Source organism: Leptospira wolffii serovar Khorat str. Khorat-H2 (genome assembly GCF_000306115.2).
GTDB classification, from domain to species: domain Bacteria; phylum Spirochaetota; class Leptospiria; order Leptospirales; family Leptospiraceae; genus Leptospira_B; species Leptospira_B wolffii.
On sequence record NZ_AKWX02000020.1, the window covers coordinates 589,670 to 615,605 of the forward strand.

At 45.1% G+C, this 25,936-nt stretch carries 23 protein-coding genes and 1 rRNA gene; 17 read left to right on the forward strand and 7 right to left on the reverse strand.

The window, feature by feature from the left end; translation table 11 throughout:
* Positions 1-32 precede the first annotated feature (32 nt).
* Together LEP1GSC061_RS16010 and LEP1GSC061_RS16015 are read right to left on the reverse strand one after the other, a co-directional pair.
* A complete protein-coding gene (locus LEP1GSC061_RS16010) occupies positions 33-989 on the reverse strand; it encodes a hypothetical protein (protein WP_016546500.1) in 957 nt (318 codons plus the stop codon).
* Between the two features lie 156 nt (positions 990-1,145).
* A complete protein-coding gene (locus tag LEP1GSC061_RS16015; RefSeq protein WP_016546627.1) occupies positions 1,146-3,080 on the reverse strand; it encodes an adenylate/guanylate cyclase domain-containing protein in 1,935 nt (644 codons plus the stop codon).
* Between the two features lie 98 nt (positions 3,081-3,178).
* On the opposite strand from LEP1GSC061_RS16015, the gene LEP1GSC061_RS16020 reads away from it, so the two are divergent.
* From LEP1GSC061_RS16020 to fumC, 13 genes are all read left to right on the forward strand, one after another.
* The gene (locus LEP1GSC061_RS16020; RefSeq protein WP_016546809.1) at positions 3,179-4,444 is read left to right on the forward strand and encodes a pyridoxal phosphate-dependent aminotransferase; all 1,266 of its coding nucleotides are present in this window, start codon (positions 3,179-3,181) and stop codon (positions 4,442-4,444) included.
* Between the two features lie 150 nt (positions 4,445-4,594).
* Positions 4,595-6,937 (forward strand): hypothetical protein, encoded by a 2,343-nt coding sequence (locus tag LEP1GSC061_RS16025; RefSeq protein ID WP_016546159.1) that lies wholly within the window; start codon positions 4,595-4,597, stop codon positions 6,935-6,937.
* Between the two features lie 9 nt (positions 6,938-6,946).
* Positions 6,947-7,780 (forward strand): Fpg/Nei family DNA glycosylase, encoded by an 834-nt coding sequence (locus LEP1GSC061_RS16030; RefSeq protein WP_016546718.1) that lies wholly within the window; start codon positions 6,947-6,949, stop codon positions 7,778-7,780.
* A 45-nt stretch (positions 7,781-7,825) separates the two neighbouring features.
* Positions 7,826-7,942: ribosomal RNA gene (gene rrf, locus LEP1GSC061_RS16035) — 5S ribosomal RNA — on the forward strand.
* A gap of 144 nt (positions 7,943-8,086) precedes the next feature.
* On the forward strand, positions 8,087-8,248 hold the full coding sequence (gene rpmH, locus LEP1GSC061_RS16040; RefSeq protein WP_016546812.1) for a 50S ribosomal protein L34: 162 nt from the start codon (positions 8,087-8,089) through the stop codon (positions 8,246-8,248).
* Between the two features lie 9 nt (positions 8,249-8,257).
* Complete coding sequence (gene rnpA, locus LEP1GSC061_RS21255) at positions 8,258-8,578, forward strand: ribonuclease P protein component (protein WP_084680526.1); 321 nt, start codon at positions 8,258-8,260, stop codon at positions 8,576-8,578.
* Positions 8,575-8,802, forward strand: coding sequence for a membrane protein insertion efficiency factor YidD (yidD, locus tag LEP1GSC061_RS16050; protein ID WP_016546521.1), 228 nt, complete (start codon positions 8,575-8,577; stop codon positions 8,800-8,802). The genes rnpA and yidD overlap by 4 nt, the downstream gene beginning before the upstream one ends.
* Positions 8,803-8,804: 2 nt before the next feature.
* The gene (yidC, locus tag LEP1GSC061_RS16055; protein WP_016546884.1) at positions 8,805-10,664 is read left to right on the forward strand and encodes a membrane protein insertase YidC; all 1,860 of its coding nucleotides are present in this window, start codon (positions 8,805-8,807) and stop codon (positions 10,662-10,664) included.
* Positions 10,665-10,686: 22 nt separating this feature from the next.
* Positions 10,687-11,397 (forward strand): RNA-binding cell elongation regulator Jag/EloR, encoded by a 711-nt coding sequence (jag, locus tag LEP1GSC061_RS16060; RefSeq protein WP_016546668.1) that lies wholly within the window; start codon positions 10,687-10,689, stop codon positions 11,395-11,397.
* A gap of 10 nt (positions 11,398-11,407) precedes the next feature.
* A complete protein-coding gene (gene mnmE, locus LEP1GSC061_RS16065; protein WP_040509001.1) occupies positions 11,408-12,784 on the forward strand; it encodes a tRNA uridine-5-carboxymethylaminomethyl(34) synthesis GTPase MnmE in 1,377 nt (458 codons plus the stop codon).
* 105 nt (positions 12,785-12,889) lie between these two features.
* The gene (locus tag LEP1GSC061_RS16070) at positions 12,890-14,152 is read left to right on the forward strand and encodes a malic enzyme-like NAD(P)-binding protein (RefSeq protein ID WP_016546522.1); all 1,263 of its coding nucleotides are present in this window, start codon (positions 12,890-12,892) and stop codon (positions 14,150-14,152) included.
* Between the two features lie 165 nt (positions 14,153-14,317).
* A complete protein-coding gene (locus LEP1GSC061_RS16075; protein WP_040509301.1) occupies positions 14,318-16,396 on the forward strand; it encodes a hypothetical protein in 2,079 nt (692 codons plus the stop codon).
* A 94-nt stretch (positions 16,397-16,490) separates the two neighbouring features.
* Entirely contained in the window at positions 16,491-17,885 is a 1,395-nt protein-coding gene (fumC, locus tag LEP1GSC061_RS16080) for a class II fumarate hydratase (RefSeq protein WP_016546438.1), read from the forward strand.
* An 86-nt stretch (positions 17,886-17,971) separates the two neighbouring features.
* Here fumC and loa22 read toward each other — a convergent pair whose 3' ends face one another.
* Positions 17,972-18,538: an OmpA family outer membrane lipoprotein Loa22 gene (gene loa22, locus LEP1GSC061_RS16085; protein ID WP_016546477.1), complete on the reverse strand. Its 567-nt coding sequence runs from the start codon at positions 18,536-18,538 to the stop codon at positions 17,972-17,974.
* Between the two features lie 146 nt (positions 18,539-18,684).
* Here loa22 and LEP1GSC061_RS16090 point away from each other — a divergent pair, with 146 nt between their 5' ends.
* The 4 genes from LEP1GSC061_RS16090 (at position 18,685) to LEP1GSC061_RS16105 (ending at position 21,337) form a co-directional block, all read left to right on the forward strand.
* Positions 18,685-19,623, forward strand: coding sequence for an RluA family pseudouridine synthase (locus LEP1GSC061_RS16090; protein WP_016546512.1), 939 nt, complete (start codon positions 18,685-18,687; stop codon positions 19,621-19,623).
* Positions 19,624-19,692: 69 nt separating this feature from the next.
* Complete coding sequence (locus tag LEP1GSC061_RS16095; RefSeq protein WP_016546136.1) at positions 19,693-20,028, forward strand: YkvA family protein; 336 nt, start codon at positions 19,693-19,695, stop codon at positions 20,026-20,028.
* A 98-nt stretch (positions 20,029-20,126) separates the two neighbouring features.
* Positions 20,127-20,945 (forward strand): inositol monophosphatase family protein, encoded by an 819-nt coding sequence (locus LEP1GSC061_RS16100; RefSeq protein ID WP_016546254.1) that lies wholly within the window; start codon positions 20,127-20,129, stop codon positions 20,943-20,945.
* Positions 20,946-21,016: 71 nt separating this feature from the next.
* The gene (locus tag LEP1GSC061_RS16105; RefSeq protein ID WP_040509303.1) at positions 21,017-21,337 is read left to right on the forward strand and encodes a DMT family transporter; all 321 of its coding nucleotides are present in this window, start codon (positions 21,017-21,019) and stop codon (positions 21,335-21,337) included.
* Between the two features lie 4 nt (positions 21,338-21,341).
* On the opposite strand, the gene LEP1GSC061_RS16110 is transcribed toward LEP1GSC061_RS16105, so the two are convergent.
* Genes LEP1GSC061_RS16110 through LEP1GSC061_RS16125 form a run of 4 tightly spaced genes read right to left on the reverse strand, consistent with a single transcriptional unit; the run spans position 21,342 to position 25,807 of the window.
* On the reverse strand, positions 21,342-22,628 hold the full coding sequence (locus LEP1GSC061_RS16110; RefSeq protein WP_016546432.1) for a glycosyltransferase family 4 protein: 1,287 nt from the start codon (positions 22,626-22,628) through the stop codon (positions 21,342-21,344).
* A gap of 4 nt (positions 22,629-22,632) precedes the next feature.
* The gene (locus tag LEP1GSC061_RS16115; protein ID WP_016546843.1) at positions 22,633-23,709 is read right to left on the reverse strand and encodes a glycosyltransferase family 4 protein; all 1,077 of its coding nucleotides are present in this window, start codon (positions 23,707-23,709) and stop codon (positions 22,633-22,635) included.
* Entirely contained in the window at positions 23,706-24,806 is a 1,101-nt protein-coding gene (locus LEP1GSC061_RS16120; RefSeq protein ID WP_016546713.1) for a glycosyltransferase, read from the reverse strand. Before LEP1GSC061_RS16120 ends, LEP1GSC061_RS16115 begins: the two co-directional genes overlap by 4 nt.
* Positions 24,803-25,807, reverse strand: coding sequence for an LIC_10202 family protein (locus LEP1GSC061_RS16125; RefSeq protein WP_016546105.1), 1,005 nt, complete (start codon positions 25,805-25,807; stop codon positions 24,803-24,805). Before LEP1GSC061_RS16125 ends, LEP1GSC061_RS16120 begins: the two co-directional genes overlap by 4 nt.
* Positions 25,808-25,936 lie beyond the last annotated feature (129 nt).

The window sequence follows — 25,936 nt, forward strand, 5'->3', positions numbered from 1 at the left end:
CTTCCCGTTTAAGATTGTTCTTGCGTATTGGGTTACTTTTCTTTTAAAGCCTCGTCTATTGCTTTTCTCAGTTCCGTATATTTCGCCACATTGGATTTGCGATTCGATTTTTCCGTCTTTAGTTTCTCAATAACTCCTTTCAAATTTTCATCCATGCCGGATTTTTCCGCTTCGGCTCTTTTTCGAGACGATTCTATTTCTTCCTCGGTTGATAATGGAATGTCGTGAATGGTAGCCATTTGGAGTTCTCCTACCGACTTCCAGGCGGTGGTTGAATGTTTAACAAAATCCACTCCTAAGGGATCAATTTTCATTTCCGTATATGCTTGGTAATATTCGGTCACCGCGCTTTCGCCCTTGGTCTTAATTGTTTCATAGACTCGGACATTTGCTACTCTTGTCTGACCCTCTTCCACTAATGTGTTTTGGAAAGTTACGATTCCTCCACCTGCTGCTCCCAGGCCTGAGATGATTGTTATATTTGCGGGACTAGCTGCGGTAAGTGCCGCAATAGAAACGGTTATCAGGATACCAACGAGCGTTAATTTGATTTTCTTATCGGATTGATTGTCCGCATTCTTTTCTACTTTCGCTAAGCTTTCTTTCCAACCGCTTAGGGCTTTTTCAAATTCGGCTTTAACCATATTTAGCTCTTCATTTCGGGTTTTCGTTAAATCGGCTCGGATTTCGTTTTTAATTCCTTCGGCCTTGCTGACGATATTTGTTTCTTTGTTTTTGTTTGCTTTCTGAATTACTTGATCGATCAGTTCAATCGCTTTATTCGGTTCCTTTTTGTCTTGATTTATGAATTTTTCATAAGCTTCTATCGCCTTATTTACTTCATTGTGTCGGGACGCTTCGGGTACGGCATCCTTTAGTGAAGGGTACGGATCGATGATACGGCTTTGAGATTCGGTTTTGGCTCCGAACGAGCACCGTAGGGCAAGGATGATCTGCAAAAGAATTAGGGTTTTTAAGCATGGGTTCATATAGTACCTTATTTCGTAATATACTATATAATTATATTATATAAATCAAATTAAAAAATACATTACATTGTTGCGTTATGCTCTTTTTGTGTAACAAATGGGACATAATTAGGGGAAGAGAATGTGCTTTTCTCTATGAAAAGGATCTTTATGAGATTATTCCGCTTTTGATTCCTGGCTTGGAGATCGCACGAGTTTATAAGCGACCGTTTCCTGATTGATCCAACTCTGGTGGAAAGGAACTCTTTTCACCTTCCATCCTTCCTCGGTCATCAGCTTCCGAATTTCCTTATCTCTAAAAACGGCTTCGGAAAAAACGATCTCTTCCCCTTCGGCGATCGCCTGGAGTTTTGCCGCGAAATTTACGGTGTTTCCGAAATAGTCTATATTGCTATTCAGGTTCACAGCAAGGCAGGGGCCCGCATGTACGGTGATCCGAATCCGAATCGGAGTATCCGGATTGGAATCGGAAAAGAATTCCTGCAATTGAACGGCCGCTCTTACTGCGGTTGCGGGAGAGGAGAAGGAGGCCATCACGGCGTCGCCAATGGTTTTCACAACGGCTCCCTGCAATTCGCGAACTACCTTATAAACTTCTACGAAATGGTGTCGTACTTCCGCGAAGGCGCCCGAGTCCCCTTTATTATAATAGAATTTAGTGGAACCTACTATATCTGTGAATAGAATGGTCTGTATTCCTATATCCAACTGTAAATCCGTGGATAGGGCTTCCTGTGAAAACAGATCCCGAAAGTCCTGAAAATTGAATAAGTCAGTAGGCCTTAAGCTGTCCTGATCCTCTCTTCTTTCTTCTATGATAAAGCCTTGCTGGGCAGAAAGGTCGTTTTTCAGCGTGAGTAAAGGATGAGAATCCGTTTCCACTTCTTCAGGAAGTCGGTTCGGTTGCCAGTTGAGGGAAGGGTTTTCGTTAGATTCCTTTATGTTTAAAAGGGTGTATTTTTTTTCTCCGTTGACTCTCAATCTGTAGGTTCCCGGATCGAGTAGAAGCCTTGCGGAATAGGATTCGCCGGGTTGTAGATATTTTTGGAATCGGATATGGGTTTTGGTCGCCGGTTCTGCCGCACAGAACATTCTCTTTTGAATTTCCCTAATCGAAGGATGCACATGGAACGTGATTTCTATGGAGTTCAATTGATTCGATTCGAATTGGATATCGCATACTTCACAAGCATCCCGAGTAGGAACATCTCCCAGATGTTGAGCTTCGGTCCTGACTCCTCTGCAATGAGGGCACACCACATCCCAGGATAAGGTAAATAAGCTGAGACGACATCCGTGTAGGAACACAAGTAATAGTTCTCTTTCCGGAACGGACCAGGCTTTTGCTAGGGTTTTAACTCGAATTCTATATAGGTCCGTCTCGTCCGCATCTAAAACGTAATTCAAAACCTTGTCTACGAGTTCTCTAGGTTGTCCTTCTCGTATGAATCCTACTCTTATCTGTTGGATCTTTGCTGGAAAAACCGTGCCTCGCTCGGTCTTCAGTTCCTTAAGAAGACTTAACGAACTAGGACCCAAAGAGCTTAGATTCTTGGCTTTGCGCATATCCTCCAAGAGCCCTTGCAGTCCTTTTTGGTAGGACTTTTGCATTTGAACCATTCCGAATTTTAGAAGGTTTTTACCGAAGGCGCCTTTAGGAATCCATCCGAAATATACGAAGAGTCGGGTCCCGTTTTCTTCTAAAGGGAAGAGTAGATATCTGGTACGAACGTAATGCGCAAAACCTTTGGAATATATTCTAGCGTTATTCAATTGCTTGCAATATTCCCATTCCCAAGGAACTTCTTCCCACTCCATTGGAATCCCTGCGTTTCTGGAGGTTCCGAATAGCCTACCTCCGATTTCCTTAAACTTCATTTCCGGAATCTCTATCCGTTTGTTAAAGGAAGAAGTGTCGATCAACCAAGGCCAAAGTTCTTGAGGAGAAGCGTCTAAGTCGAAATGCCAGAGACTTTCGATCGGCTTCCCGAGGCTAATCCATCTTTCCTCCCAAGGAAAGCGGTTTAGATATGCGGGTAGGTCCAATGTATCCGGATCCAATTCGTCTTCGATAGGCGCCGCCTGTTGCATTCTTCTGCTCCGAAAATCGATTATGCGGAATAAAAAAATTCCACTCTTCTTAGATTATCTTTTCGGAACTTTCGCTAAAAGAAAAGTGGAATAAGTATATGACCGAAAAATTCAGACTTTCCGAATTCGGAACCAAATTCAAGAACCAAACCGGGATCGGACAATTGATGGAGGATCTTGGAAATCCGGAACCGGGGGTTTCCATGTTAGGGGGAGGCAGCCCAGCGCTTATACCCGAAGTAGAGGAGGTTTGGAAAAAGATACTCTCCGATTTTACCGGAAAAGGAACATGGGATTCCATTCTAGGAAAGTACGAAAGCCCTTCCGGAAAAGAAGGAACTCTGGAGTCTATCGCGGAATTACTCGGCTCTCAATTCGGACTTTCGGTTCGAAAGGAACAGATCGCGATTACGAACGGCTCCCAGAGCGCATTTTATCTTTTACTCAATTTCTTCTCGGGAGAATACGAAGGCGGAAAATTTAGAAAGGCATTTCTTCCCGTATTGCCCGAATACATCGGTTATTTGGATCAGCCGATCCATAAGAATTCCTTTGCATATGCTATGGGCAAAATACGGGAAATTGGAGAGGATACTTTTCGTTATGAATTGGATCGTGAAGCGCTAAAAAATTGGGACGATGCTCGGGAACCTTTAGGTAGTGTCGTGCTTTCCCGTCCCACGAATCCCACAGGAAGAGTGGCGGATCGAGAGGAGTTGGAGTTTCTACACGAATTCTCCCATTCCCGAAATATTCCTTTTCTTTTAGATAATGCTTACGGCTTTCCCTTTCCAGGGATTTTATTCGGCAAAGACGGATTGTTTCATAAAGAAGGAATGATCCAAGGTTTCAGTCTTTCTAAGATAGGACTTCCCGGTGTGAGGACCGGATTCGTTTTGGCGGACCCTGAGATCGTTTCCGCTTTAAACAAAGCCAATGCAGTTTTGAATTTGGCTAGCGGGAACTTAGGACAGTACATTGCGTTGGAATTCCTTCGTTCCGGAGAATGGGCCAGATTGAGTCGAGACATAGTTCGGCCTTATTATCTTAAAAAGAGAAACTTCATGCTCGAGACCGTTCGAAAAGAATGGAAGGGCAAGTTACGGTATGCGATTCACGAATCCGAAGGAGCCTTTTTTCTTTGGGTCAGATTTCCAGGATTGAGTCGAAAGATTTCCGAGTTATACCCCCTTCTAAAAGAAGAGGGAGTGATCATCGTCCCGGGAAGGTATTTTTTTCCAGGGCAGGGTCCGGATTCTTTCTTAGGAGAGGACTCTGCCCGTATCAGTTTTGCAAGAGAAGATTTGGAAATTCAGGAAGGAATTCGGAAAATCGGTCAGGTTTTACGCCGATATCAAGAATAGAAGGTGTTATTATTTCTAGGTCCTCCGTTATTCTACTGAAACTTCGGAAGGCATAAAATAGTTTCAATCTCCCTTTCTGTTCCGGATTCTGACGGGAAGGAAATAAATAGAAAAACCTGAATCAGGATTGTTATCCGAGTACGTGCAAATATGGAAATCTTGGAGCAGGAAATATCCTTTGAAGAGTTAGCTTCCAACCAAACCAAGGCCCCCGATCTGGAGGCCTTGCAGCCGGACTATATCTTCTTGAATGACGGGGCCGTCGGCCTGTCCGCAACTGCGCGTTGTATCCTAGACGAATTAAGAGATTGGCATAAAAAGACCGAGAAACACGGATCCAAAAGCGTACATCCTTCTTACCTGCTCACTCTGGAAAAACTCGGGGAGTTATTAAATAAATATAGAAACTTAAGCGAGCAGGCCAAGTCTCCTCCTTCCGTGGACATGGCTTTGAAACAGATCCTGGATGTGGAAAAGAGAGGGAGAAATAAGTCGGCTCTCATGTATCCATTTCTAGTTCGGAACGGAAACAAGGTGATAGCAAGAATCGCATTAGCTTCTCCTCAGAAAGAAGCAAAGACGGATGTGACTCCTTATCGTAAGGCTTGCTTTACTTTTTCAGAAGAGACCATAGATCTTATTTTAACCAATCGCGCCAAGAAGCCTAGGGCTTTGGAAGAGGATCGTCCGGGTGCGATGCTTTTGCATAAGAATAAATCCGGACAAATCTGGTTATACCCCAAGCTCGCATCTCTCCAATCCGAGATGGCCAGTCTTTTGCGTAGAGGCTTTCAGCCTTACAGTTATATTCCCATGAACGATTTTCTAGGGGACTTCATCAATTATGCTAAGAATAAGGAAGCGGTGACCGAGATACTTCCGGACTACCATTTGATTATAGACGATTTGCAATTGAATGCGGACGGCACTTATGTAAGTCAACCCGAAGTCATTTCCCATTACAGGGCCCAGAGCGACGCATTGGAAGTTTTTGCTCTTACTTATCTAAAGCAATTGGCGGATCGTGCGGGATATTCGTTGTTCAAATCGAGAATACAAGATTTTGAAAACGTTCACGGGAGCGCCGAACCGGGAAGACGCCAAAATAGCGAAAAGGTTACGGCGCTTATTCAGCTTGTAGAGGATTTTCCTTTCGATAAGGAAAAGGATGATCTCGGAAAACGCGTCGCGGAAGCATGTATTTTATCTACTAGAATCATTCGTAAGCTGATAGAAGAGAAGGCTCTTTTAAGTGAAAGAAAAGTTGAAGGCGCCTACAAAAGTCTGAAGCACAGGATACTGACTCAGATAAAAGAAAATTCCCAGGGCAATCACACATTATATCGTTTCAGCCCTGAAAAAAGATTGGATGCGGTGGGAATCAACGATTCCGAGCAAGTCTCCAAGTATGTGTCGGAGATGGTCACAGAATTCAAATCCAAACTGGGCCTAAAGGAAATCAAGAAAGAAGACGGTACGACCGAAATCTACGCGGTCGATCCCGGATATATGGCCGCCGTTCTCCATAAATTGACCGCTGAGGCTAAAGTGAATCCTTCCGCGGAAAAGGAACTTTCGATCGCGAAGGAGATTAATGCGGCATTGATCGCTTCCAAAGATCCTGCACTGAATTCCATGCTAAAGGCCGACTATGTCGTGAAATTGCAACAAGACGCCCTGCTTATGGAAAAAGAAGTGGAGGACCGCCAAAAGAGTGAGGCGCTCGCCAAGAAGCTGAATCTATCCATGGGGCTCTTGGGCTTTGTGGGAACGATGCTATTCTTCTTGATTGCGAGCGTTCATTTTAACGCAGCCGGAATCATATTGGTCGGACTGCCGGTATCTCTCGTGATCGGAGGTTTACTCGCAGTATTTTTCCGAGATAGGGAGAAATCCGATATTCTCGCGGGAAGCGGGTCTAAGGGCGGCGGAGGTTCCGGATTCAAAGCGGATTATTCCGGAATCGCTTCTTCCGTTGGAGATTATTATGTTAGCGGAGATGAAGACGACGCTGACGAGCATTTCGGAAAATCCGAAAGTCCTAAGGAAAAGAAGATCAACCTGATCGTAAAAGGAGCGGAAAGATTCGTATTTCCGAATCGATTCACTAAGATCCAGGATAAGATCCACGATTCCAAATCTTTGCGTAAGAAGATTTGGGATAATATAGATAATATCAAGCAATCGGTGACCCATCTAAGGGGAGAATCGGATGACGATAAGGTCGCCTCCACGATCGAATACGCTTTACTCCAGAACTCCGCCATCATCGCTATTCCGGACGATATCGTTCCGCCCGGGATGCCAAGTTCCATTATTCTCAGTCATACAGATTTGAAAGCTCCTCTTATACGGGATCAGATTTCCGAATTTCTGCGTAACGAAGCCCAGAAAAAGAAATACGACAAGAAGCTGGTTAAATATTATACATTCTTAATCAATACGATCGAGGTAGAATATTACAAGTATCTACCTAGTCGCAAAAAGAAATAGCTTATCCGCATGCCAGAGCTTCCGGATCTAGTCGTCATAAGAGAGCGTCTGCTCCTCGAACTTCCCGGAGAGATTCTACAGGGAGTGGATGTGGTAGATCCGATCGTTGTCCGCAATATGTCCGCTTCTTCTTTGGAGGAAACGTATTCGAATCTTCCATTCGTAGGTTTGGAAAGAAGGGGGCCTTTTCTGAATTTTCAATTCGGCTCCCGACATATAGTTGTGCATCCCATGCTAGCCGGCAGATTCTCCTTGGATCCTAAATACAAGAAGAAGGATCTATGCGTTCGGATCCGATTCCAAAACAAGGTGCTGAATTATTCCGACGATGTTAGAATGGGTAAGGTATATTTCGCTTCTGCCGAACAACTAGTCCAAATTCCTAAATATCCAGACCAAGGCGTGGACATTCTCTCCGAAGAATTCACTCAAGATACGTTCTTGAATCTGATCAACAAAAGTAGGCAGCAGACCCGAGCGTTTTTAATGGATCAGACCAAACTCAGCGCCCTCGGAAACGCCTACGCGGATGAGGTTCTGTTCGAGGCAAAGATCCATCCCAAGACTCCGTGTCATAAACTTACGGAAGAGGAAAAACTGGGATTGTATTCGAGTATTCGTAAGGTGCTTTTCGATTCCATAGAATACATTCGAGCAAAACGAGCGCCTCTCGACGTGAAAGTCAGGGAGCATGTAAAAGTCAGAAATCGAAAGAATGAGCCCTGTCCTCGTTGCGGGACCACGATTCGTCGGGCAAATGTTCTGGGTTATGACTCTTTCTTCTGCCCGAATTGCCAAAGAATGGCCGGTGAGCAATTCATCGATTGGAATAAATCCTACTAAATTCGATTGACAGCTCGGGCTTCTATTCCACATTGGTCTTAGATTCTCGGTGATTATAGAGAGAGGGTCACACCCGTTCCCATCCCGAACACGGAAGTTAAGCCTCTCATCGCTGATGGTACTGCATGGTTCGCTGTGTGGGAGAGTAGGACGTTGCCGGGTTACCGTTATTATTCCATCTATTTCTGAAATCGTGTCCCTTCCATGGGAAACGGATTGACCCCAAGCCTTTTAGGGAAAAATTTAACCCGAAAGGCCAAACCTAGGGTCCTAAATTGCAATCTTAGATATACATAGGAAACTTATATGAGAAGAACTTACCAACCCAGCCGGATTAAACGTGCACGCACACATGGATTCCGCGCCAGAATGGCGACTCCCGGCGGAAGAAAAACTCTTTCCCGTAGAAGAGCGAAGGGTCGTTATAAACTCACCGTTTCTGACGAAAGAACGGGAAAAAAATTCTAACGAGTTAAGATCGAAGAGACACTTACATCCAAGAAGGATATCCGGGAATTATTCTCTTCCGGAAAAAGGGCGATCCAACCTCCGCTTACGATTATTTACCGCTCCAATCATTTGGAGAAAAATAGATTCCTATACTGCCCGGAAAGGTCGGTAGGTAAAGCGGTCCGGAGAAACCGGATACGGAGAAGATTGAGAGCGGCGGTCGCTGAGATCGCAAACTCTTTCCCTAAGGGCTTCGACATCGCCATCCTCGCGAAACCGGCTCTTTTTGAGAAGGATCACGCCGAACTTCTCGTATGTTTGGGTCTACTGGCTCGGAAAATAAAATGAACCAAGTAGCCATCTTTTTGATTCGGTTATACAAGCGCTGGATTTCTCCTGCGCTTCCTCAATCCTGCAGATTCTATCCAAGCTGTTCCGAATACGCAGTGCAGGCCTATCAGCAATACGATTTTTTTAGCGCTTCCTATCTGGCGGCTAAGCGGATACTTAGATGCAATCCGTTATTCGCTTCCGGAGAGGATCCCTTACCCCCTAACCCAAGAAGGAAATAGGAATGGACGACAGACAAAACAGACTCTTTCTCGCATTATTACTCACCATGGGGATTTGGTTTTTGGGGAATTATTTCCTCAATCCCGATATGGGAAAACCGAAACAACCCGCACCGGTAGAGAATCAAACTTCCGCTCCGGCCGAAACCAAGGAAGCGGATAAGCAAGCCGCTTTGACTCCCGCGAAAACCGCTCCTGCGGTGGATGCAAAAGACGTTCGCAAATTCACCTTTAAAACCGAATCGCATATCGTGACTCTTTCGAGTCTCGGCGGTAGAATCGAGAAATTCTATATTAAGAATTATAAGAATATAGAAGGAACCGAAGTCGATATCGCGAGAGCCGACTACGAGCAAGTCGAAGTGGACGGGCAAAAATTCGACGCGATTGAATTGAGCAGAGGAAAAGGTTTCGATTTCAACTTCTCACATCGCAAGGAAGAAGTCGCCAATTCCGATTGGAATTTGGTGAATTTCAAAGCGGAAGAAGACAAGGAAAATCGAACCTTAGTATTCACCGGTTCCAAAGACGGAATCGTCTTAAAGAAAACTTTCCGATTCTTCCCGAACGAAAATTATTTCAAAACCGAAATTTCCATTATAAATACCGGCCGCGAAAAATTATATTTCGGCGAAAGAGATAAGCCCGCTTATTTAAGAACTTTCGGAAGCTTAGGCCCCGTTCCAAACGGAAGAGACATGAACGGGCAGGAGTTTTCCAAATACTTCCGCGTGTATAGAATGGACGGAAGTGAGAAAGACTTCGTAGACGGAGGAGAGGCCTGGGGATTCTGGGAAGGAATCAGAAACTTCTTCTTTGGTGCTCCAGGAGGAAACGAAAGTTTCAAAGACGTATGGAGTACCGGAGAGGGCGTGGACTTTGTCGGATCCGGAAGCAGATACTTCCTCGCAGTTGCCGATACACTGAATCACCCTGCGGAAGGAATTCTATTCGATAATAGGAAGAAAAACGAGACGGGAACTATCCTCGCTTATTCCAACTTGAGCATCGATGCAGGTAAGGAAGAAACTCTGGAATTCGCAAATTATGTGGGAATCAGAGAATGGGACGGAATGCTCTTCCGGGATTCCAAATTGGATCCTTTCCGCAATCCTAAGTCCGTTTTTGCCGGTTTGAGTACGGACCTGAACAAATCCTTTAACCAAGGAATTTTCACTCCTATCCGTAACGGTATCGTTTGGTTCCTACAGCAATCCTATAAATATACGATTCCGAGCTACGGATTCGGAATTCTTCTCTTTGCTCTTTTATTCAAATTGGTTTTCTATCCTTTGAATCAAAAGCAAGCGGAAGCGATGAAGAAGATGAGCGCTCTTTCTCCGGAACTTAAGAAACTGAATGAGAAATACGCCAACGACCCGGCTAAGAAGCAGGAAAAAATCATGGAGCTTTATAAAAAGCATAACATGAATCCTCTCTCCCAATTGGGCGGATGTCTTCCTATGCTCATCCAATTGCCGATCTTCTTCGCACTGTATGTGGCTTTCGCCGATACGATCGATCTTTGGAAATCGCCTTTCCTTTGGATCAGTGATTTGAGCGAGCCGGACTTTATCTGGACTTCTCCGGCTATTCCTTTCGTCGCTGCGACCGGAGTATCGATAAATCTTCTCGTTCTTTTGATGGTGGGAACCCAATTCGTTTCCATGAAGCTAACCTCCGTTCAAACGGATCCGAACCAAAAAATGATGATGTACATTATGCCGTTGGTTATGGTATTCTTCCTTTGGAGTATGCCGTCCGGATTGACCCTGTATTGGACGGTTACGAACGTTCTTTCTATAGCTCAGCAATGGATCACTAACGTTCGCAAGAAAGACGGAACGCCCGTAAAAGCCTGAACTCATATATCGAGGATACGATATGGAAAACTACATTTTCGAAGCCGAAGGAAAAACAAAAGCCGAAGCCGAAGAAATCACATTAACGACTTTGAGATTGGAACAAGGAGACGTTCGTTTTGAAACGGTCGAATCCGGTAAGTCCGGGTTTCTAGGTCTAACTCAAAAAAAACCGGCGGTAGTCCGAGCTTTCGTTTCGAATGTCGACCTTCCGGCGGAAAAGATCATTCACGGCGTGGTGCTGACCCTTCTGCGCAAAATGGGTGTGGAAGCGGAAGTGGTCGGAATGGGAGACGTAGACGGCAAGATCTATATCGAATTGAGTAGCCGCGAATCCGGTCTGATCATCGGAAAGCGTGGAGCGACTTTGGACGCTCTGCAATTTCTTGTGAATCTGATGGTCGATTCCAAGATCCGCCACGGAAGAAAAATCGTTTTGGACACGGAGTCTTATCGCGATAAGAGAGAATTGTCTTTGATCCGTCTGAGTAAATCAGTCGCTTCTTCCGTCGCTAAGTCCGGAAAATCCAAACTCCTGGAACCTATGAATCCGTTCGAAAGAAGAATCGTTCATATGGCGCTCCAAGAAAACGAAAAGGTCTTCACCAGATCGGAAGGAAACGGGACCTACAAAAAAGTCCGTATCATTCCTATGAAAGACAAACACAAATACAAGGATGTCGTTGAGAAGAGCCCGAACGGAGATCTTCTCGAGGAAGTAAACGACTACTGAGTAGTAGGCAGTGGCTGATACAATAGCAGCGATATCAACGGCTTCCGGTGCGGGTGCGATAGGCATCCTAAGAGTATCCGGCCCGGAAGCTTTGAGGATCGTATTCTCCCATCTATCCTTTTTGGATACGCAAATCCAAATCTCCTCCATCAAACCTAGATATGCGTATACTTGTCATTTCGTGGACGGGGATCGTAAACTAGACCAAGTCGTTTTTCTTTTCTTTGCAGGTCCGAATTCATTCTCCGGAGAAGATCTCTGCGAGATACATACTCACGGGAATCAAATCCTTCTTCGAGAAGCCTTGGAGTGTTTATTCAAGTCAGGCGCAAGACCTGCCAGGCAGGGCGAGTTTACTAAGAGAGCTTTCTTAAACGGAAAGCTGGACTTAAACGAGGCGGAAGCGATCGGAAGAATCATCGGTGCCAGATCCCGTTTCGAATTGGAGTTGGCCCAAAAGAATGCATTCGGAGAAATTTCCCGTCTTGCTTCCAATCTCAGAAGCCAACTCATTTCACTTAAGGCGGAATGCGAAGCAGAGATCGATTTTTCCACGGAGGACCTCACTTATGAATCCTTCGAGGAAAGAAAGAAGCGAATCCAATCGATTATACAAATTTGTTCCAATCTCTTAAGAAGATCCAGCGAAGCGGAAAATCTTTTGGAGAGAAGTAAGGTAGTTTTATACGGAGAACCGAACACAGGGAAATCCAGCCTGATGAATCTGATCCTGGGGAGGGAAAGATCCATCATATCGGAGATTCCGGGAACTACACGAGATTATATCAGTGAGGAGTTCCTACTCTCCGGAATTCCGATCCGTTTGACCGATACTGCGGGGATCCGGGAGACGGGAGATTCCATCGAGAAGATGGGAATCGAAAGGAGCGAAAAGGAATTTTCCCAAGCGGACGTCCGAGTCTTTGTCATAGATGTTTCTCGAAAAACGGATTGGGGGAAATTCGCCGAGGAGAATCGATCCAAATTGGAAGGAGCTATCGTTGCCGCCAACAAGTTCGATATCAAGGATCCATCCTGGGATCGGAATATTCTTCTCGAAAAAAAATTCCGGGGTATCTCCGTTTGCGAACTCTCCTGCAAAACGAAGCAGGGGATAGACGAACTCATCCGCCAAATTTCCGGAAAACTGCAGAGCTTGGAAAGTTCGGAAGATTATGTCCTTTTGGAAGAAAGGAACCGTTATCATTTTTCCAGCATTACCAGAAGTCTGGAAAATTGCCTCTCTCTCATGGAAGAAAACGCTCCAGCCGAGATCTATATTAAGGAGATCGATTTTGCTCTTTTCGAAATAGGAGAAGTGAACGGTAGAGTGGACACGGAGGAAATTCTGGGTAGAATCTTTAGCAAGTTCTGCGTCGGGAAATAAAGGATTCTCTTAGAGCGGATTCCGGAGTAAAAATTTCAGGATTCTTAGTTCCGGACGAAATAGGATAGAATCTAGGTCCATTAGCCGAAAAATTGGTTTTATCCTATGAGAGAAAAATCCCTCGAATACCATTCCCTCCACCCGAAGGGTAAAATAGAAGTAGTTCCTACAAAACCGACCCGGGATTCCTTCGACCTATCCTTAGCCTATTCTCCGGGAGTCGCCTACCCTTGTCTGGAAATTAAGGATAATCCGGAGTTGGTGTACGAATATACGAATCGGGGAAATTTAGTCGGGATCATCACTAATGGAACGGCGATCTTAGGCTTGGGAGATATAGGTCCTAGTGCCGGAAAACCGGTGATGGAAGGTAAGGCCGTCCTCTTCAAAAAATTCGCAGGCATAGACGTATTCGATATCGAGATAGACGCCAAGGATCCGGAAGAATTCGTAAAGGCCGTCAAGATGCTCGAGCCTACTTTCGGCGGGATTAATCTGGAGGACATCAAGGCTCCGGAAAGTTTTTATATAGAAGAAGAATTGATCAAGAGCATGAATATCCCGGTCTTTCACGACGACCAACACGGTACTGCTATCATTACCGTAGCCGGGTTATTGAACGCTTTCGAATTGAACGGAAAACGCCCTAGCGAAGTTAAGATGGTGATTTGTGGAGCCGGTGCAGCCGGTATCGCGATTGCTGAATTGGTGCAACATATCGGGATCCGAAAAGAACATATTTTCTTAGTGGATACCAAGGGTGTGATTCATACGGATAGGACCGATCTAAATTCCACAAAATTGAAATATGCGCAGAAAACTTCCGCCCGCACTCTCGCGGACGTTATGCGTGACTCCGATATTTTCGTGGGAGTATCGACGGCCAATATGGTGGACGAGGAGATGGTTCGTTCCATGGCTCCTAATCCGGTCATCTTGGCTCTCGCAAATCCGGATCCTGAAATTCCTTATTCCGTGGCCAAGAAGGTTAGACCCGACATCATCATGGGGACCGGCAGAAGCGATATGCCGAATCAGGTAAATAACGTTCTAGGTTTTCCTTTTATTTTCAGAGGTGCCTTGGATGTCAGAGCTAAACATATCACTTTGGAAATGAAATTGGCCGCTGCAAGAGCCTTGGCGGAATTAACCAGAATGGAAGTACCGGAAGCGGTGAGTCTTGCTTACGGCGGAGAAAAATTCGTCTTCGGACCCGATTATCTGATTCCAAAGCCCTTCGATCAAAGGGTCCTTTATCACGTCGCGCCTGCAGTGGCGGAAGCGGCCGTTCAAAGCGGCACCGCTCGAAAACCTTATCCGGGAAGGGAAAAATATGTATCCTTCTTGGAAGGTCTGATGAAAGCCTAACTTCGATTCGGATAATAATCGGAAAATTAACGTCTAAACCCTTGTCTCCTATTAAGAAATGGGGTAATGTACTCCGAAAATACTCTAATAGGTTAAATAGATAGAACCTATAATAACGGAGCCTAAAAATGGGAAGCGACCATGCCCGAAGCGGAAAGTAATTCCATCTCTTCAGCTCCGAACCAAGCTCCGGAAGAAGGTGTCATTCCCGTCGAACGGGTGGATCTGATTCCGGAAGAGGAATTGCGTAACCTTCTTCTCCAGACTGCGCCTAAGGCGATGCGGGATTTGGATTTGATCGAGAAGGGAGTCGAAAACTTTTTTCTATTCAACTATTCTCCCTTCGCCCTCGCTAAATTCGAACAACTTCAATTTCTGAAACCTTCCGATCTAAAATACTTCGAAGAGAAGAACGGTTTCGTTCTATACCAATATCTATTCGTTTCCGAAGACACTAAGGAACTCGGGCTCTCGAATGTGGTTATTCGTCCGGCTTCCAGAAAGGCGGAACAGATCCAAAAAATTAAAACAGCATGTTTGGCCCAAAGCGCGGCCGCCTTCCTGCAATACGTTCATAGAAGGGATTTGAGCCTGACCGAAAGAAGAGCCGCCGGAGAATTACGGGATTGGGTTCAAAGGCAGTTTTTGAATACGGACGATAAGGGAAACACCTTGGATATCCAAGATTCCAAGAATCTTCCTTCCTCGATGCGGAATACCAAAAGTCTTTCGATAGAATCTTTCCTGACTCGAAATTTCAAGGTCCGAGAAGATATACTAACTTCTCTCGTTTCCCTACTCTCTAAAAAACCGAACGAAATCGTACAATTCTTAAGCCAGATCAAAACCGATCCCGAGGCTCTACTCGGATTGGAAAAGCGGGGTTCCCGGCCTCCCTTACTTCGATTGCATTTGGAATTTCATCTGATCCAGCCTTCTCTAGAGGAACTCGTAGGAGAAGCGAGCCTCGACGTAAAAAAGGAGAAGAGCAGCGAAGAAACCGAGCTGGAAGTAATTTATGAAATTTTCATATTCCTAGGAAGAAAGATTCTAACCAGTCTTTTGCCTGCGGAGCAGATTTCCTGGATCCAGCCTACGGGAAAAACCCAAGGAGCGGATTTTATCCGGGAATTGAAGAAGCACCCTGCGTTTACTTCCGGAAAAATCTGGGAGGGCTCGGATATTTTCATCCAAGCCTTCGAAGTGCTGCACCAGTCCATGGATTCTCTGTCTACTCTCAGAAGGGAATCTTTGATCAATCTGGCTTTTAGTAATATAGTTGTCGCGATCCGAGAGTCCAAGGAACCGCTCGTTGTGGATTCTTCTTCTATAAAGATCAAGGATAGCTCGATTCAGAATGCCGGGCTGACTAAAGAAGAAGTTTTGGACCACGTATTGGAAAGGTTGAGAGGTCGTAACGACATATTGACTAGGGAAAAGATCGCAGGTAGTTCGGCGGGTGTGGTAGCTCTTGCTTTGGAGAACGTGGTCTCCTCCTTTCTTGCAAACAAAGAGAGGAGAACTTCCATACATAACCTGATCCGTAAGAACGCACAATTGAAAGGTATCTACGCCTTCTTGCGCGAAGTTACCGAAGGTGTGGATTCTGAAATCGTAATAGATGAGCAGATCCGTCTTTCGAAAGCGATAGCCGATTGGGAAAAGGAAAATGAAAAACTGCGCTTGAAGGCGATCCAGGATTCCAAATCCATTCTAGTGAAATTATTGGAATGGATCCTGGGACTTTTCGGTATCAATATAGCTTCTTCCACTAAAAAGGATTTTGAACCCCAGGACGAATTCTCCGTTTCCAGGCCGAATAAGAAACCCGTTCCTGGAAAGAATCCGGAGGCTGAAAAGGAAGTCTCTAAGAAGAAAAAATCCTTGGGCGTTCTTATGGGTCCCAAGGAAAAATCCACCCTGATTCCCGCGAAAGTCCAAAAGTCCATAGATTATGTGGATCGAAAGAATAACGGAATCATTTGGTTGGACGAAGTCGTTAACGCCATATCCTCTCCGGAATTCGGAAAAGACAAGGTAGCCGACCTTATGTATTATGACCAGAAGCGGAGATATATCGAGATTCGCTCTATGAATTCCGTCCGGCATGTGTTCATACGGAAGGAACTGGAATCCGATTCCGCTTGGTTGGACTCCATGTTGGAATACCTACAAAACGTAACGGCGAAGAAACCCGAGTTCGCGGCCTTGGCCGATACGCTTCGTAAATTCCGGGACGAATGATTCTTCGGGACAATACCTAAAAAGTTCCTTACTACCGAAGCTTTCTCGCGTCGGTCCGACCTTCTAAAATTCAAAGTTATCCGACGGAGGATCCATGAAGACTAGGATCGAAACCGATTCCATGGGAGAAATCGAAGTTGACGACTCTAAATACTGGGGAGCGCAAACGGAGAGATCCCTGCATCATTTTCATATAGGCAACGATCGCTTTCCAAGAGAGATGATTCGTGCGCTTGGAATTCTGAAAAAATCAGCTGCGATCGTAAATTCCCAGCTTGGTCTTTTAACGGAAGAGAAGAAGAATCTGATCGTTCAGGCGGCCGACGAGGTTATCTCCGGAAAACTGGACGAGCATTTTCCTCTTAGCGTTTGGCAAACCGGTTCGGGAACGCAAACCAATATGAATTCCAACGAAGTCATTTCCAATCGTGCCATCGAAATCTCCGGCGGAACCAAGGGATCCAAAAAACCGGTCCATCCGAATGACGATGTGAACAAGGCTCAATCCTCTAACGATACCTTTCCTACTGCGATGCATATCGCAGCCGCAGAGCAATTAGTGAACAAGCTCCTTCCGGCTTTGGAGCAATTGAAAAACACCTTGAAGAAGAAATCTGACGAGTTCAAGGATATCATCAAAATCGGAAGGACCCACCTCCAGGATGCGACTCCTTTGACCCTGGGTCAGGAATTCTCCGGGTACGTAAAGCAATTGGAATACAATATCGATCGCGTAAAGGCGGTTCTTCCTTCTGTGTATCGCTTGGCTTTAGGCGGAACGGCAGTCGGAACGGGTTTGAATACTCATCCGGAATTCGCCGTGAAAGCGGCGGCCCAGATCGCAAAGGAGACGGGTTTGCCTTTCACTTCTGCGGAAAATAAATTCGAGGCTTTGGCCGCCCACGATTCTCTCGTTGAGACTCACGGCGTTCTTAAAACGATTGCGGCTTCGTTTATGAAGATCGCCAACGACGTAAGATGGCTTTCTTCCGGACCCAGATGCGGAATCGGCGAGATCTCCATTCCGGAAAATGAACCGGGTTCTTCCATCATGCCAGGTAAGGTAAATCCTACCCAGTCCGAACAGATGACCATGGTTGCTTCTCAGGTGATTGCGAACGATGTTGCGGTGAATATAGGCGGAGCTTCCGGCAATTTCGAATTGAACGTATTCAAACCGTTGATCATTCACAATGTTTTGAATTCCGTTCGTTTACTCGCGGATTCTGCCGTTTCTTTCGAAGAACATTGCGCTCGCGGAATCGAACCGAATCGAGATAAGATCAAGGAACATTTGAAGAATAGTTTGATGCTCGTGACCGCTTTGAATCCGCATATCGGATACGATAATGCCGCAAAGATCGCGAAGAACGCTCATAAGAAAGGCACGAGTTTGAAGGAATCCGGGATAGAACTCGGACTTCTGACTTCCGAGCAATTCGATCAGTGGGTGCTTCCCGAAAAAATGATCTCTCCGGGATTGGATTAAGTCGGTAAGTTTTAAGAAGAACGGAAGATAAAAAAAGGGCGGCTCTTTACGACCGCCCTTTTCGTATTCTAACCGAATTCCCTAACTTATTGTTTAGGTTGGACTTCTACGAATTTGAAAGTTACTCGGCGGTTTTTAGGATCCTTTGCGTCCAATCCGGAAACTGGAGAAGAAGATCCTGCGCTTTTGGTAACGATGCGGTTTGCAGGAAGACCTTGTTTTACGAGAGATTGTTTAACCGCTTTAGCACGGATTTCTCCGTAGAAAACGTTTCCTTTTTTATCGCCTTCGGCTTCTTCGGGACCGATTTGATCGGTGTGTCCGGTGATTTCCAGAGCCCAAGAATCAGGAAGTTTTTGGATTCCTTCTTTGATTACTGCGATGTTTACTTTCGCCCATTCGCTGAAGTCTCCCGCGCTAACGTCGGCCTTTTTGTAGCTGAAACCCGGGCGAGTGATTCCATCCGGATAACGGAAGTCTTTGATTTGATTATTAAATACGTCTGCAGGGGAGTCTACGTTGACGTTACGAGAAGCAGCGGAATTTTGCTCTGGCTCAGGAGCTGCTTGGTCTTTATTTTCCGCAGAAGAGCAGAGTGCTATTGAAAAAACCGTTGCACCGATGAGCAGGATATTTAGAATTTTTTTTACCATGTTGTTTCCTTCCTTGAATAGGGTAGGGGTTATTTCGATGAATTTATCCAAAATATACTAATTCTCGGAAAATGGGAAATCTTTTTTAACGATCCAGCCTGAATGCATCTATCCTTATCTAATAGCTATTTCTTGGGAACCATCTAATGAATCTGGAACTTCATGCCGAAGTTAACGATGAATCCGAGGGAACCAGGATCGATCGGTTTTTAAAGGACTATCTGGGAGACGAAATCTCACGAGCTTCCATACAGCACTGGATCGATTCCGGTTGGGTGGTCGATTCTTCCGGAAAAGCCGTTTTAAAATCCTCTTATAAAGTAAGCCCCGGGGAAGAATTTCGGATCTCAGTTCCGCCCAAGCCTCCTTTGAATTTGACCCCGATCAAAATGGATCTGGAGGTAATTAAGGAAACTCCCCAGTATCTGATTATACGAAAACCTCCCGGAATCGCTTCCCATAGCGGCCCTGGAGACAGATCGGCTACACTTGTTAACGGATTACTTTATAAGTTCAAGGAGCTTTCTCAGGCAGGGGGAGAAGCACGTCCAGGGATCGTCCATCGCTTGGATAAACCTACGGAAGGTCTGATGCTAGTTGCGAAGACCGATCTCGCTCACGCTAAATTATCCGAACTATTCCGAAAAAGAGAGATCACTAAGAAATATCTTGCTTGGGTACAGGGAACCTTACCGGAAGGAGAAGGTACGATCGACAAGCCTATAGGAAGACATCCGGTGGAAAGATTAAAGATGACTGTGACCCCGAAAGGAAGAGCGTCCGTCACTCATTATAGCGTGCTTAGAAGCTTGGTCTCCAATACAGGGCGCAAGTTTTCCCTTATCGAAGCGGATTTGGAAACGGGTAGAACCCATCAAATCCGGGTTCATTTCCAGAGTCTTAGGACCCCGGTGGTCGGCGATTTATTATACTCTAAGAATGCCCACTTGTTCCAAGCGTACGGACTCTTATTGCTTTCTTATTGGTTGGAATTTCAGGATCCGTTTTCGGGAGAAGAAGTGAAAGCGGTCCTTTCGCCTCCGGAAAGGTTCTTGAAATTCGAAGAACATCTGGAACGTTTTTGAATTAGAATTCCTCGCTTGCTTGCAAAAATTCGTCTACATTCTATGATAAAGAAGACGAAAGGAAGTCTGATGGAAGAGGAAAAGATCGAGAAAATCAAGCAGGGCTTTTGGCCCAAAGTAAAGAAGGTCGCAGGTAAGGTTCCTTTCCTTGCGGATGCGATCGCCTTGTACTATGCCATGCTGGATCCAGAAACTCCTTTGAAAGCTAAGTTGACCATCGCGGGAGCATTGGCATATTTCTTAACTCCTTTCGACGCGATTCCCGATATTCTTTTCGGTGCGGGATATTTGGACGATGCGGGAGTCGTAGCCGCCGTTCTTGCTGCAGCTTCCGTCTATGTGAAAGACGAGCACAAAAAGAAGGCTCAGGAGTTCTTGAATTCGGGTCCCCAAAACGCCACCTAGATTTTTCCTTCGCACTTTCTTTCCCCTTCTCAAAACGGTATTTAACTTACTTTACCGGTAAGGCCTGTATCAAAGAATGAGCCTTGCTTGGAACCGCTATGAGTTACGAAAACGAAATTAAAATTAGATACCAACACTTCCTAAATTTCGCTCCCAAAATCATGGAGTTCCTGACCTCGACTCATGAAAGCGAGGACTTGAAAGTAACTCATAAGGGAAGCATAGAATCCGACCTTGTAACGATCGCGGACAAGGGTTCGGAAGAATTGATAGTAACAGAAATTAGAAGCGCTTTTCCCGAAGATCATATTTTGGGAGAAGAAGGAAGTTCCCACGAAGGAACGAGTAGGTTCAAATGGATTATCGATCCTTTGGACGGAACGGTCAATTATTCCCACCGGCTTCCCTTGTACTGTTGCTGCATCGGTTTGGAGGATATGGAAACCCGCTCCGCAGTGATGGGTATCGTCCCCCTGCCTGCTTTAGATCAGGTTTATCATGCGATGCTCGGCCAAGGTGCGTTTCGAGATAAGACTCGGATTCGAGTTTCCGAAACTCATGAAATCAAAAAGGCGTTACTCTGCACGGGCTTTCCTTATGATCGGGACGATAAGATAGATCGGTTGATCTTTAATTTGAGAAATTTTCTGATCAAGGCGAGGGGAATCCGAAGAACCGGTTCCGCCGGATTGGACATCTGCTGGGTGGCCGAAGGTAAATTCGATGCATTCTGGGAAGAAGATCTCAAGCCTTGGGATATGACCGCTGCGGCCGCAATATTACAGGAAGCGGGAGGAAAGCTCAGTACTTTTGCGAATAACACTTTCCATCCGTACGTTTCCAATGTGATCGCTTCCAACGGAAAATTGCACGAGAAAATGGTGGAAGTTCTCGAAGAGTTCGTAGGTCTTCCTTAATTCTTTTCTCGTTCTAGATTAAAATCCGAAAAATCATTTTTACACGGACCGCCTCCGACAAAATGGACTGCATGAGTTGGATATTGTTACTCTTAGCGGGTTTATTCGAGGTGGGTTTCACTACTTGTATGAAACTCTCCGACGGTTTCAAGGATTGGAAGTATATTCTGGGTTTCTTCGCTTTCGCCTGTGTGAGTTTCTATTTTTTAAATCGGGCAACCGCGACTATTCCGCTTGGAACCGCCTACGCAGTATGGACGGGAATCGGCGCGGCCGGAACGGCTATCGTTGGAATCGTATTTTTCGGAGATTCTTTCGGTTTGGGTAGGATCTTTTTTCTGACCACTTTGATCGCTTCCGTGATCGGGTTAAAATTTCTAGGAGGGGATTAAGTCTTCAATCGGAATAACGCCTGCGAATGCAGCGCTCGACGATTTGGACCAATTTCCTTTCAACGGTCTCCGGATTAAAATTAGCCTGCACATATCTCTTTCCGTTCAGTCCCATTTCTCCCCGTTCTTTCGGATGTTGGACTAGAAAGTCGGCTACTGCCGCGAAACTTTCCTGATCGGAATAATACAATCCGGCATTACTTCGGATGCAATGTCCTTGTAAAACGTCGGATTTTCCGTTTACCATGACCGCTTTCTCACGGATCCAAGCTTCCATAAGAATGATGGAAAAACTTTCCATAGGAGATGGGTTGATAAGAATATCGCAGGACTCTATACGAGCGTTCTTTTCCTTTTCGTCCACGAAACCGATCAAGTCCAGATGCGGGAATTTGGAAAGCTTCTGCATCAGCTTCGCATCTCCCCTTCCTACTAAGGATAATTTGTCGTTTCTACCGCTTCTTTTTTGCCATTCCGCAAAGAAGTTCGCCATTTTGAGAACTCCTTTGCCTTCGTCCATTCTTCCTACATACAGGAAATCGAAGGATTTGTCCGGAGATTTGGGAGGAACCTTTTCCGTCGGTTCTTTTTCCGGTATGGATAGATACATTCCGATTACGCTTCCTAAACTAGGAATGTAGCCGTATAAACGCGAGAATAACTGTTTTTCTTCGGGAGTATTGAAGCAATAGGCGGAGTCGTCTTTGAAAAGATTATTATAAACTCCTAATTTAGCCGGAGGTTCGTCGTGTAGGGTCGGAATGACGACGGCTTTTTTGGAAACCAAAGGTAAACCGTAAACCATAGGATAGTATAGATAGGAGACGAAAACGAATACGTCGTAATCCCTTTCGTTCGTTTCGATATATTGGATCAGGTCCGGACAATAAGGGCCTTGCATATCCACCCAGTTTCGTTCCCTTTCTTCCTGGGATTTGAATCGATTCTTTCCCACGCTTTCGAATTCGTGAGCTCGGAATAATTTATCGGAGTAACGATTGAACTTACGGATATTCCTTTCCTTGTCCACGGAAAAGCGAAGGATCCGAATCTTGTTTCCTTCCTCCGTTTCCATCCATTCTCTGCTGATTTTTTTCTCGGAATCCTTTCCTAGGAGAACCGTATCCAAGTCGGTGACCGGGATTTGGTTCTTCCAGGAAATATAATCCAAGGATCGCGTGGATAATACCGTAACCTCGTAGAATTTGGAAAGCATCAGAGTGTAAAGATAGATAAGCTTCTCCGATCCCCCGGAAACTTGTCCGGAAAAGATGGGACTTACTACGGCCAATCTTCTACGCGAGTTTAGCAAGAATCGGCCTCATGATGGATTCCGGATTGACCGTAGAAAAATTTCTCAGTCGATGTTCCTGGGTATCCAATATCTCGTTTCTCAGATTCGAATCGGTGGCGAGTTTGTGAGCCAATTCTGCGACGGTTTCCATTCGTTTTTCTTTAAATAGAATTCCGGCTCCGTCCAGTGTTTCGCTTACGGCTCCCGCGTCGTATGCCAAAATAGGAATCTTATGTATCATCGCTTCCAATAGCGGAACGCAGAACCCCTCGTGCTCGCTCATGGACAGAAAAAGATCGCAGGAACGGTACATTCTTCTCACTTCTTCGTCCGAAAGAAAATCCGTTATGATTACATTCTGCCTTAGCTTATAGAAATCCAACATTCTCTCCAATTCTTCCCTATATAGATAGAGTTCCTTGGAACTGAATCCAACGATGAAGAGTTGGAAATCCGGACCGAATAGCTTGGAGTAAATATGTGCGAAGCGGATCAGATCGTCCTGCTTTTTATTGGGAGTGATTCTTCCTACAAAAAGGAATTTAGGAATTTTAGGGGATTCGTCGATCGGTCGAGGATTTTCAATCGGAAATTTTACTTGCGGAAGTTGGTAAGTGATCGGCAGAACTTCGACATTCTTAAAACCCAGATCGTTCAGTTCCTTCTTGTTATATTCGGATACGGCCAGCACGAAATCGAATTCGTCTCGTAGGACTTCCAATTCTTCTCGTCCTTTTTTTAGAAGATAAGTGAGTTTCAGATCGTATCTTTCGAAATAATGATAAGGCGTTACGTTATGATAGACTAGGATCTTTGGATTCTTGGTTTCTTGAACGAATTCCAATACTTCTGAATGGATGGAATGGTGATAGATCAGGATATCCCTTTTCCGGGGAGAATAGGCCTTATGTTTTTTCACCAGAGCTCCCGTTCCCGGCCCCGTATTTTCTGCGAATATGTCCGAAGAATAACCCATTCTGCGAAACAAAGTTCGAAGAGAACTCATCTCGTTGGAAATCGCATCTCCGGTATTGAATCCGGCTGCAAATTGATGGACGGATCTTCTTCCGAAGTTCATGCGGAGGCGGCTTCCTTATAGGTAAAGATCTGCTTTAGAAAACGGCCGAAAGGCATGGAGTCGTAATCTACGCATACTTTTCTTCTTTTTTCGGAGGCGTAATTTCCGTCCAGAGGATGGTCCGTATTCTCCGCTTCTAAAATGAGATGGATCCACTCCGCTAATTTTCTCAGATTCTCCGGATCCTTTTTTCGGAACAAGTAACCGGCTTCCCTTAAAGTCTCCGGAACCGCTGTGCAAGCGTACGCGAAAACGGGCAGGTCCCGGCTTAAGGCCTCTACCAAAGGAATGCCGAAACCTTCGTGTTCGCTCATACTTACATATGCGTCCATTTCTTCCCAAAAACGGGGCATCTCCGAATCAGTCGCTCCCAAACGGAATTGTATATGAGATCCGATATCCAATTCTCTGGACATTTTTCTTAAAAAGGAGAAGTACTCTTCGAAAATACCGGGAACGTTCCCCACGATCAGGATTCTATACTTGGGTTGGATCTTTTTCAGAAAATAAATCAATACGAGTAAATCTTCGATTTTCTTACTAGGAACGATGCGGCCCACATAACCCAGAGTGTATCCGTTTTTTCTAAAAGAATTTCTAGGGTTCCAACCATATTTTCTGACGATGGGCATTACCTTGGAATTCGTAATGTTTAGGTCCTCCAAGTTAGAGGCGCTATACTTGGAGCTGGGAAGAAAAGTCTCCACGGACCTTTTCATTTTATGTAATTCTAAAACGGATTTTTTATAATCCAATTCGAAGGATCTGAATACCTCGGAAGATACGAAGGATTTGAAGAACTTGGGAGGAGTGATATTCTGGTAACGAACGAATTTTCTCCCCGGAAAATTCAGGAAGTCGTCGACGGGATATCCCGAGCCTCCGTATTCCAATAGATGAACGGAGGAAGAATCCGGATTTTCCTCTCTGAGAAGGTTTTCGGATTTGATCGTAGGAATGGAACCGTCGCTTAAATCCCTTTGGCAGACGATTTTGGATTCGATTCCGGAAGAGTTTAGGGCCTCGCGCAATCCCTTAATATCGTTTCCGATTCCGTCCCGGTCTCGGAATTCGGATATATGAATATAAGCCTTCATTTCCGAAAACTTAATATTACGAAACCGTCTTCCGCTTTCGTATCTACTATATTCTTAAAACCTAATTTATGTAGAAATTCCCTAAAGGAGGAATCGTTGATTTGAGTCAGCAGCGCCGGTTGGAAAGGAGAAGAGAATCGGTTCGAATAATTGGAATACCGAAAGAAGAATTCGGTTCCAGGAGAAGTCTTGACCGCAAGATTTCGAAATAATTTTTCGAGAGTCCAATTAGGTAAAAGGCATAAGTTGGACGGAGAAAGAATCTTAGAGGGAAGCGGAGGATTAGGAAGCAATTCGTCGAAGGAAAGCAATTGTACGGAACCGGTGATTTTCTCGCGAATATAAGAGTATTGGCTCGGATTCCAAGTCACCGATTTGAATTCGATCTGAGCCTTAAGAAGTTGCTTCAGGAATTTTCCCCACTCGGGATTCAGAACGAGTACGGATTCTCCCGGAGAAAGACGGGAGAATAAAAGAGATTCGCTTTCTTCGGAAAGCTCCTCTTCATAAAGGAATTCGCTGGACCAGATGAAATCGGGTTCGAATCGATTTCTCAGGGAAAAATTCAACTCCACGAATTCGCTATAGAACTTTTCGAATTTCCGTTTTAACTTTTCGTGATCCCCTCTAAGTAGAATGAGTTCGTTTAGCACGCTATAAAAAGCGCGGGTTCGATTCTCGGAGAGTTTCTTATCTAAGAATGCGTAAAATTCTATGAACTTGACGAGGAGCCATCTTATCGGTCCTCTTATATACCTGAATTTGGGATTCGTGAATTTAGGTGCGGAGATCCCTTTTTCGAATAGATGTGCGGTCTCCGCGGCATCGAATTCCCGATATCCCTCCGGAGACTGGGGGGAGAATTTCCAACGACTGAGTCGTTCCAATTCTTCCTTGGAGACGGGTCTTCGAGAGAGCCTAGATTCTATCTCCATCATCAGCTCCCGAACGTTGACGGAACTGTCTTTAATTTCTATAATGTCTGAAGATCTTTCTTCCATCTTGGTTCGGGACTTTTATTCGATTGTTTTTTTCTTATTTAACAAAACAATCGTATTTTTACTCCTAAGGTCCGCGTTTGGACAGTATAAGCCGTTAGGGAGAGTGTTTCCTCCCCCCGTTCCTTGGGA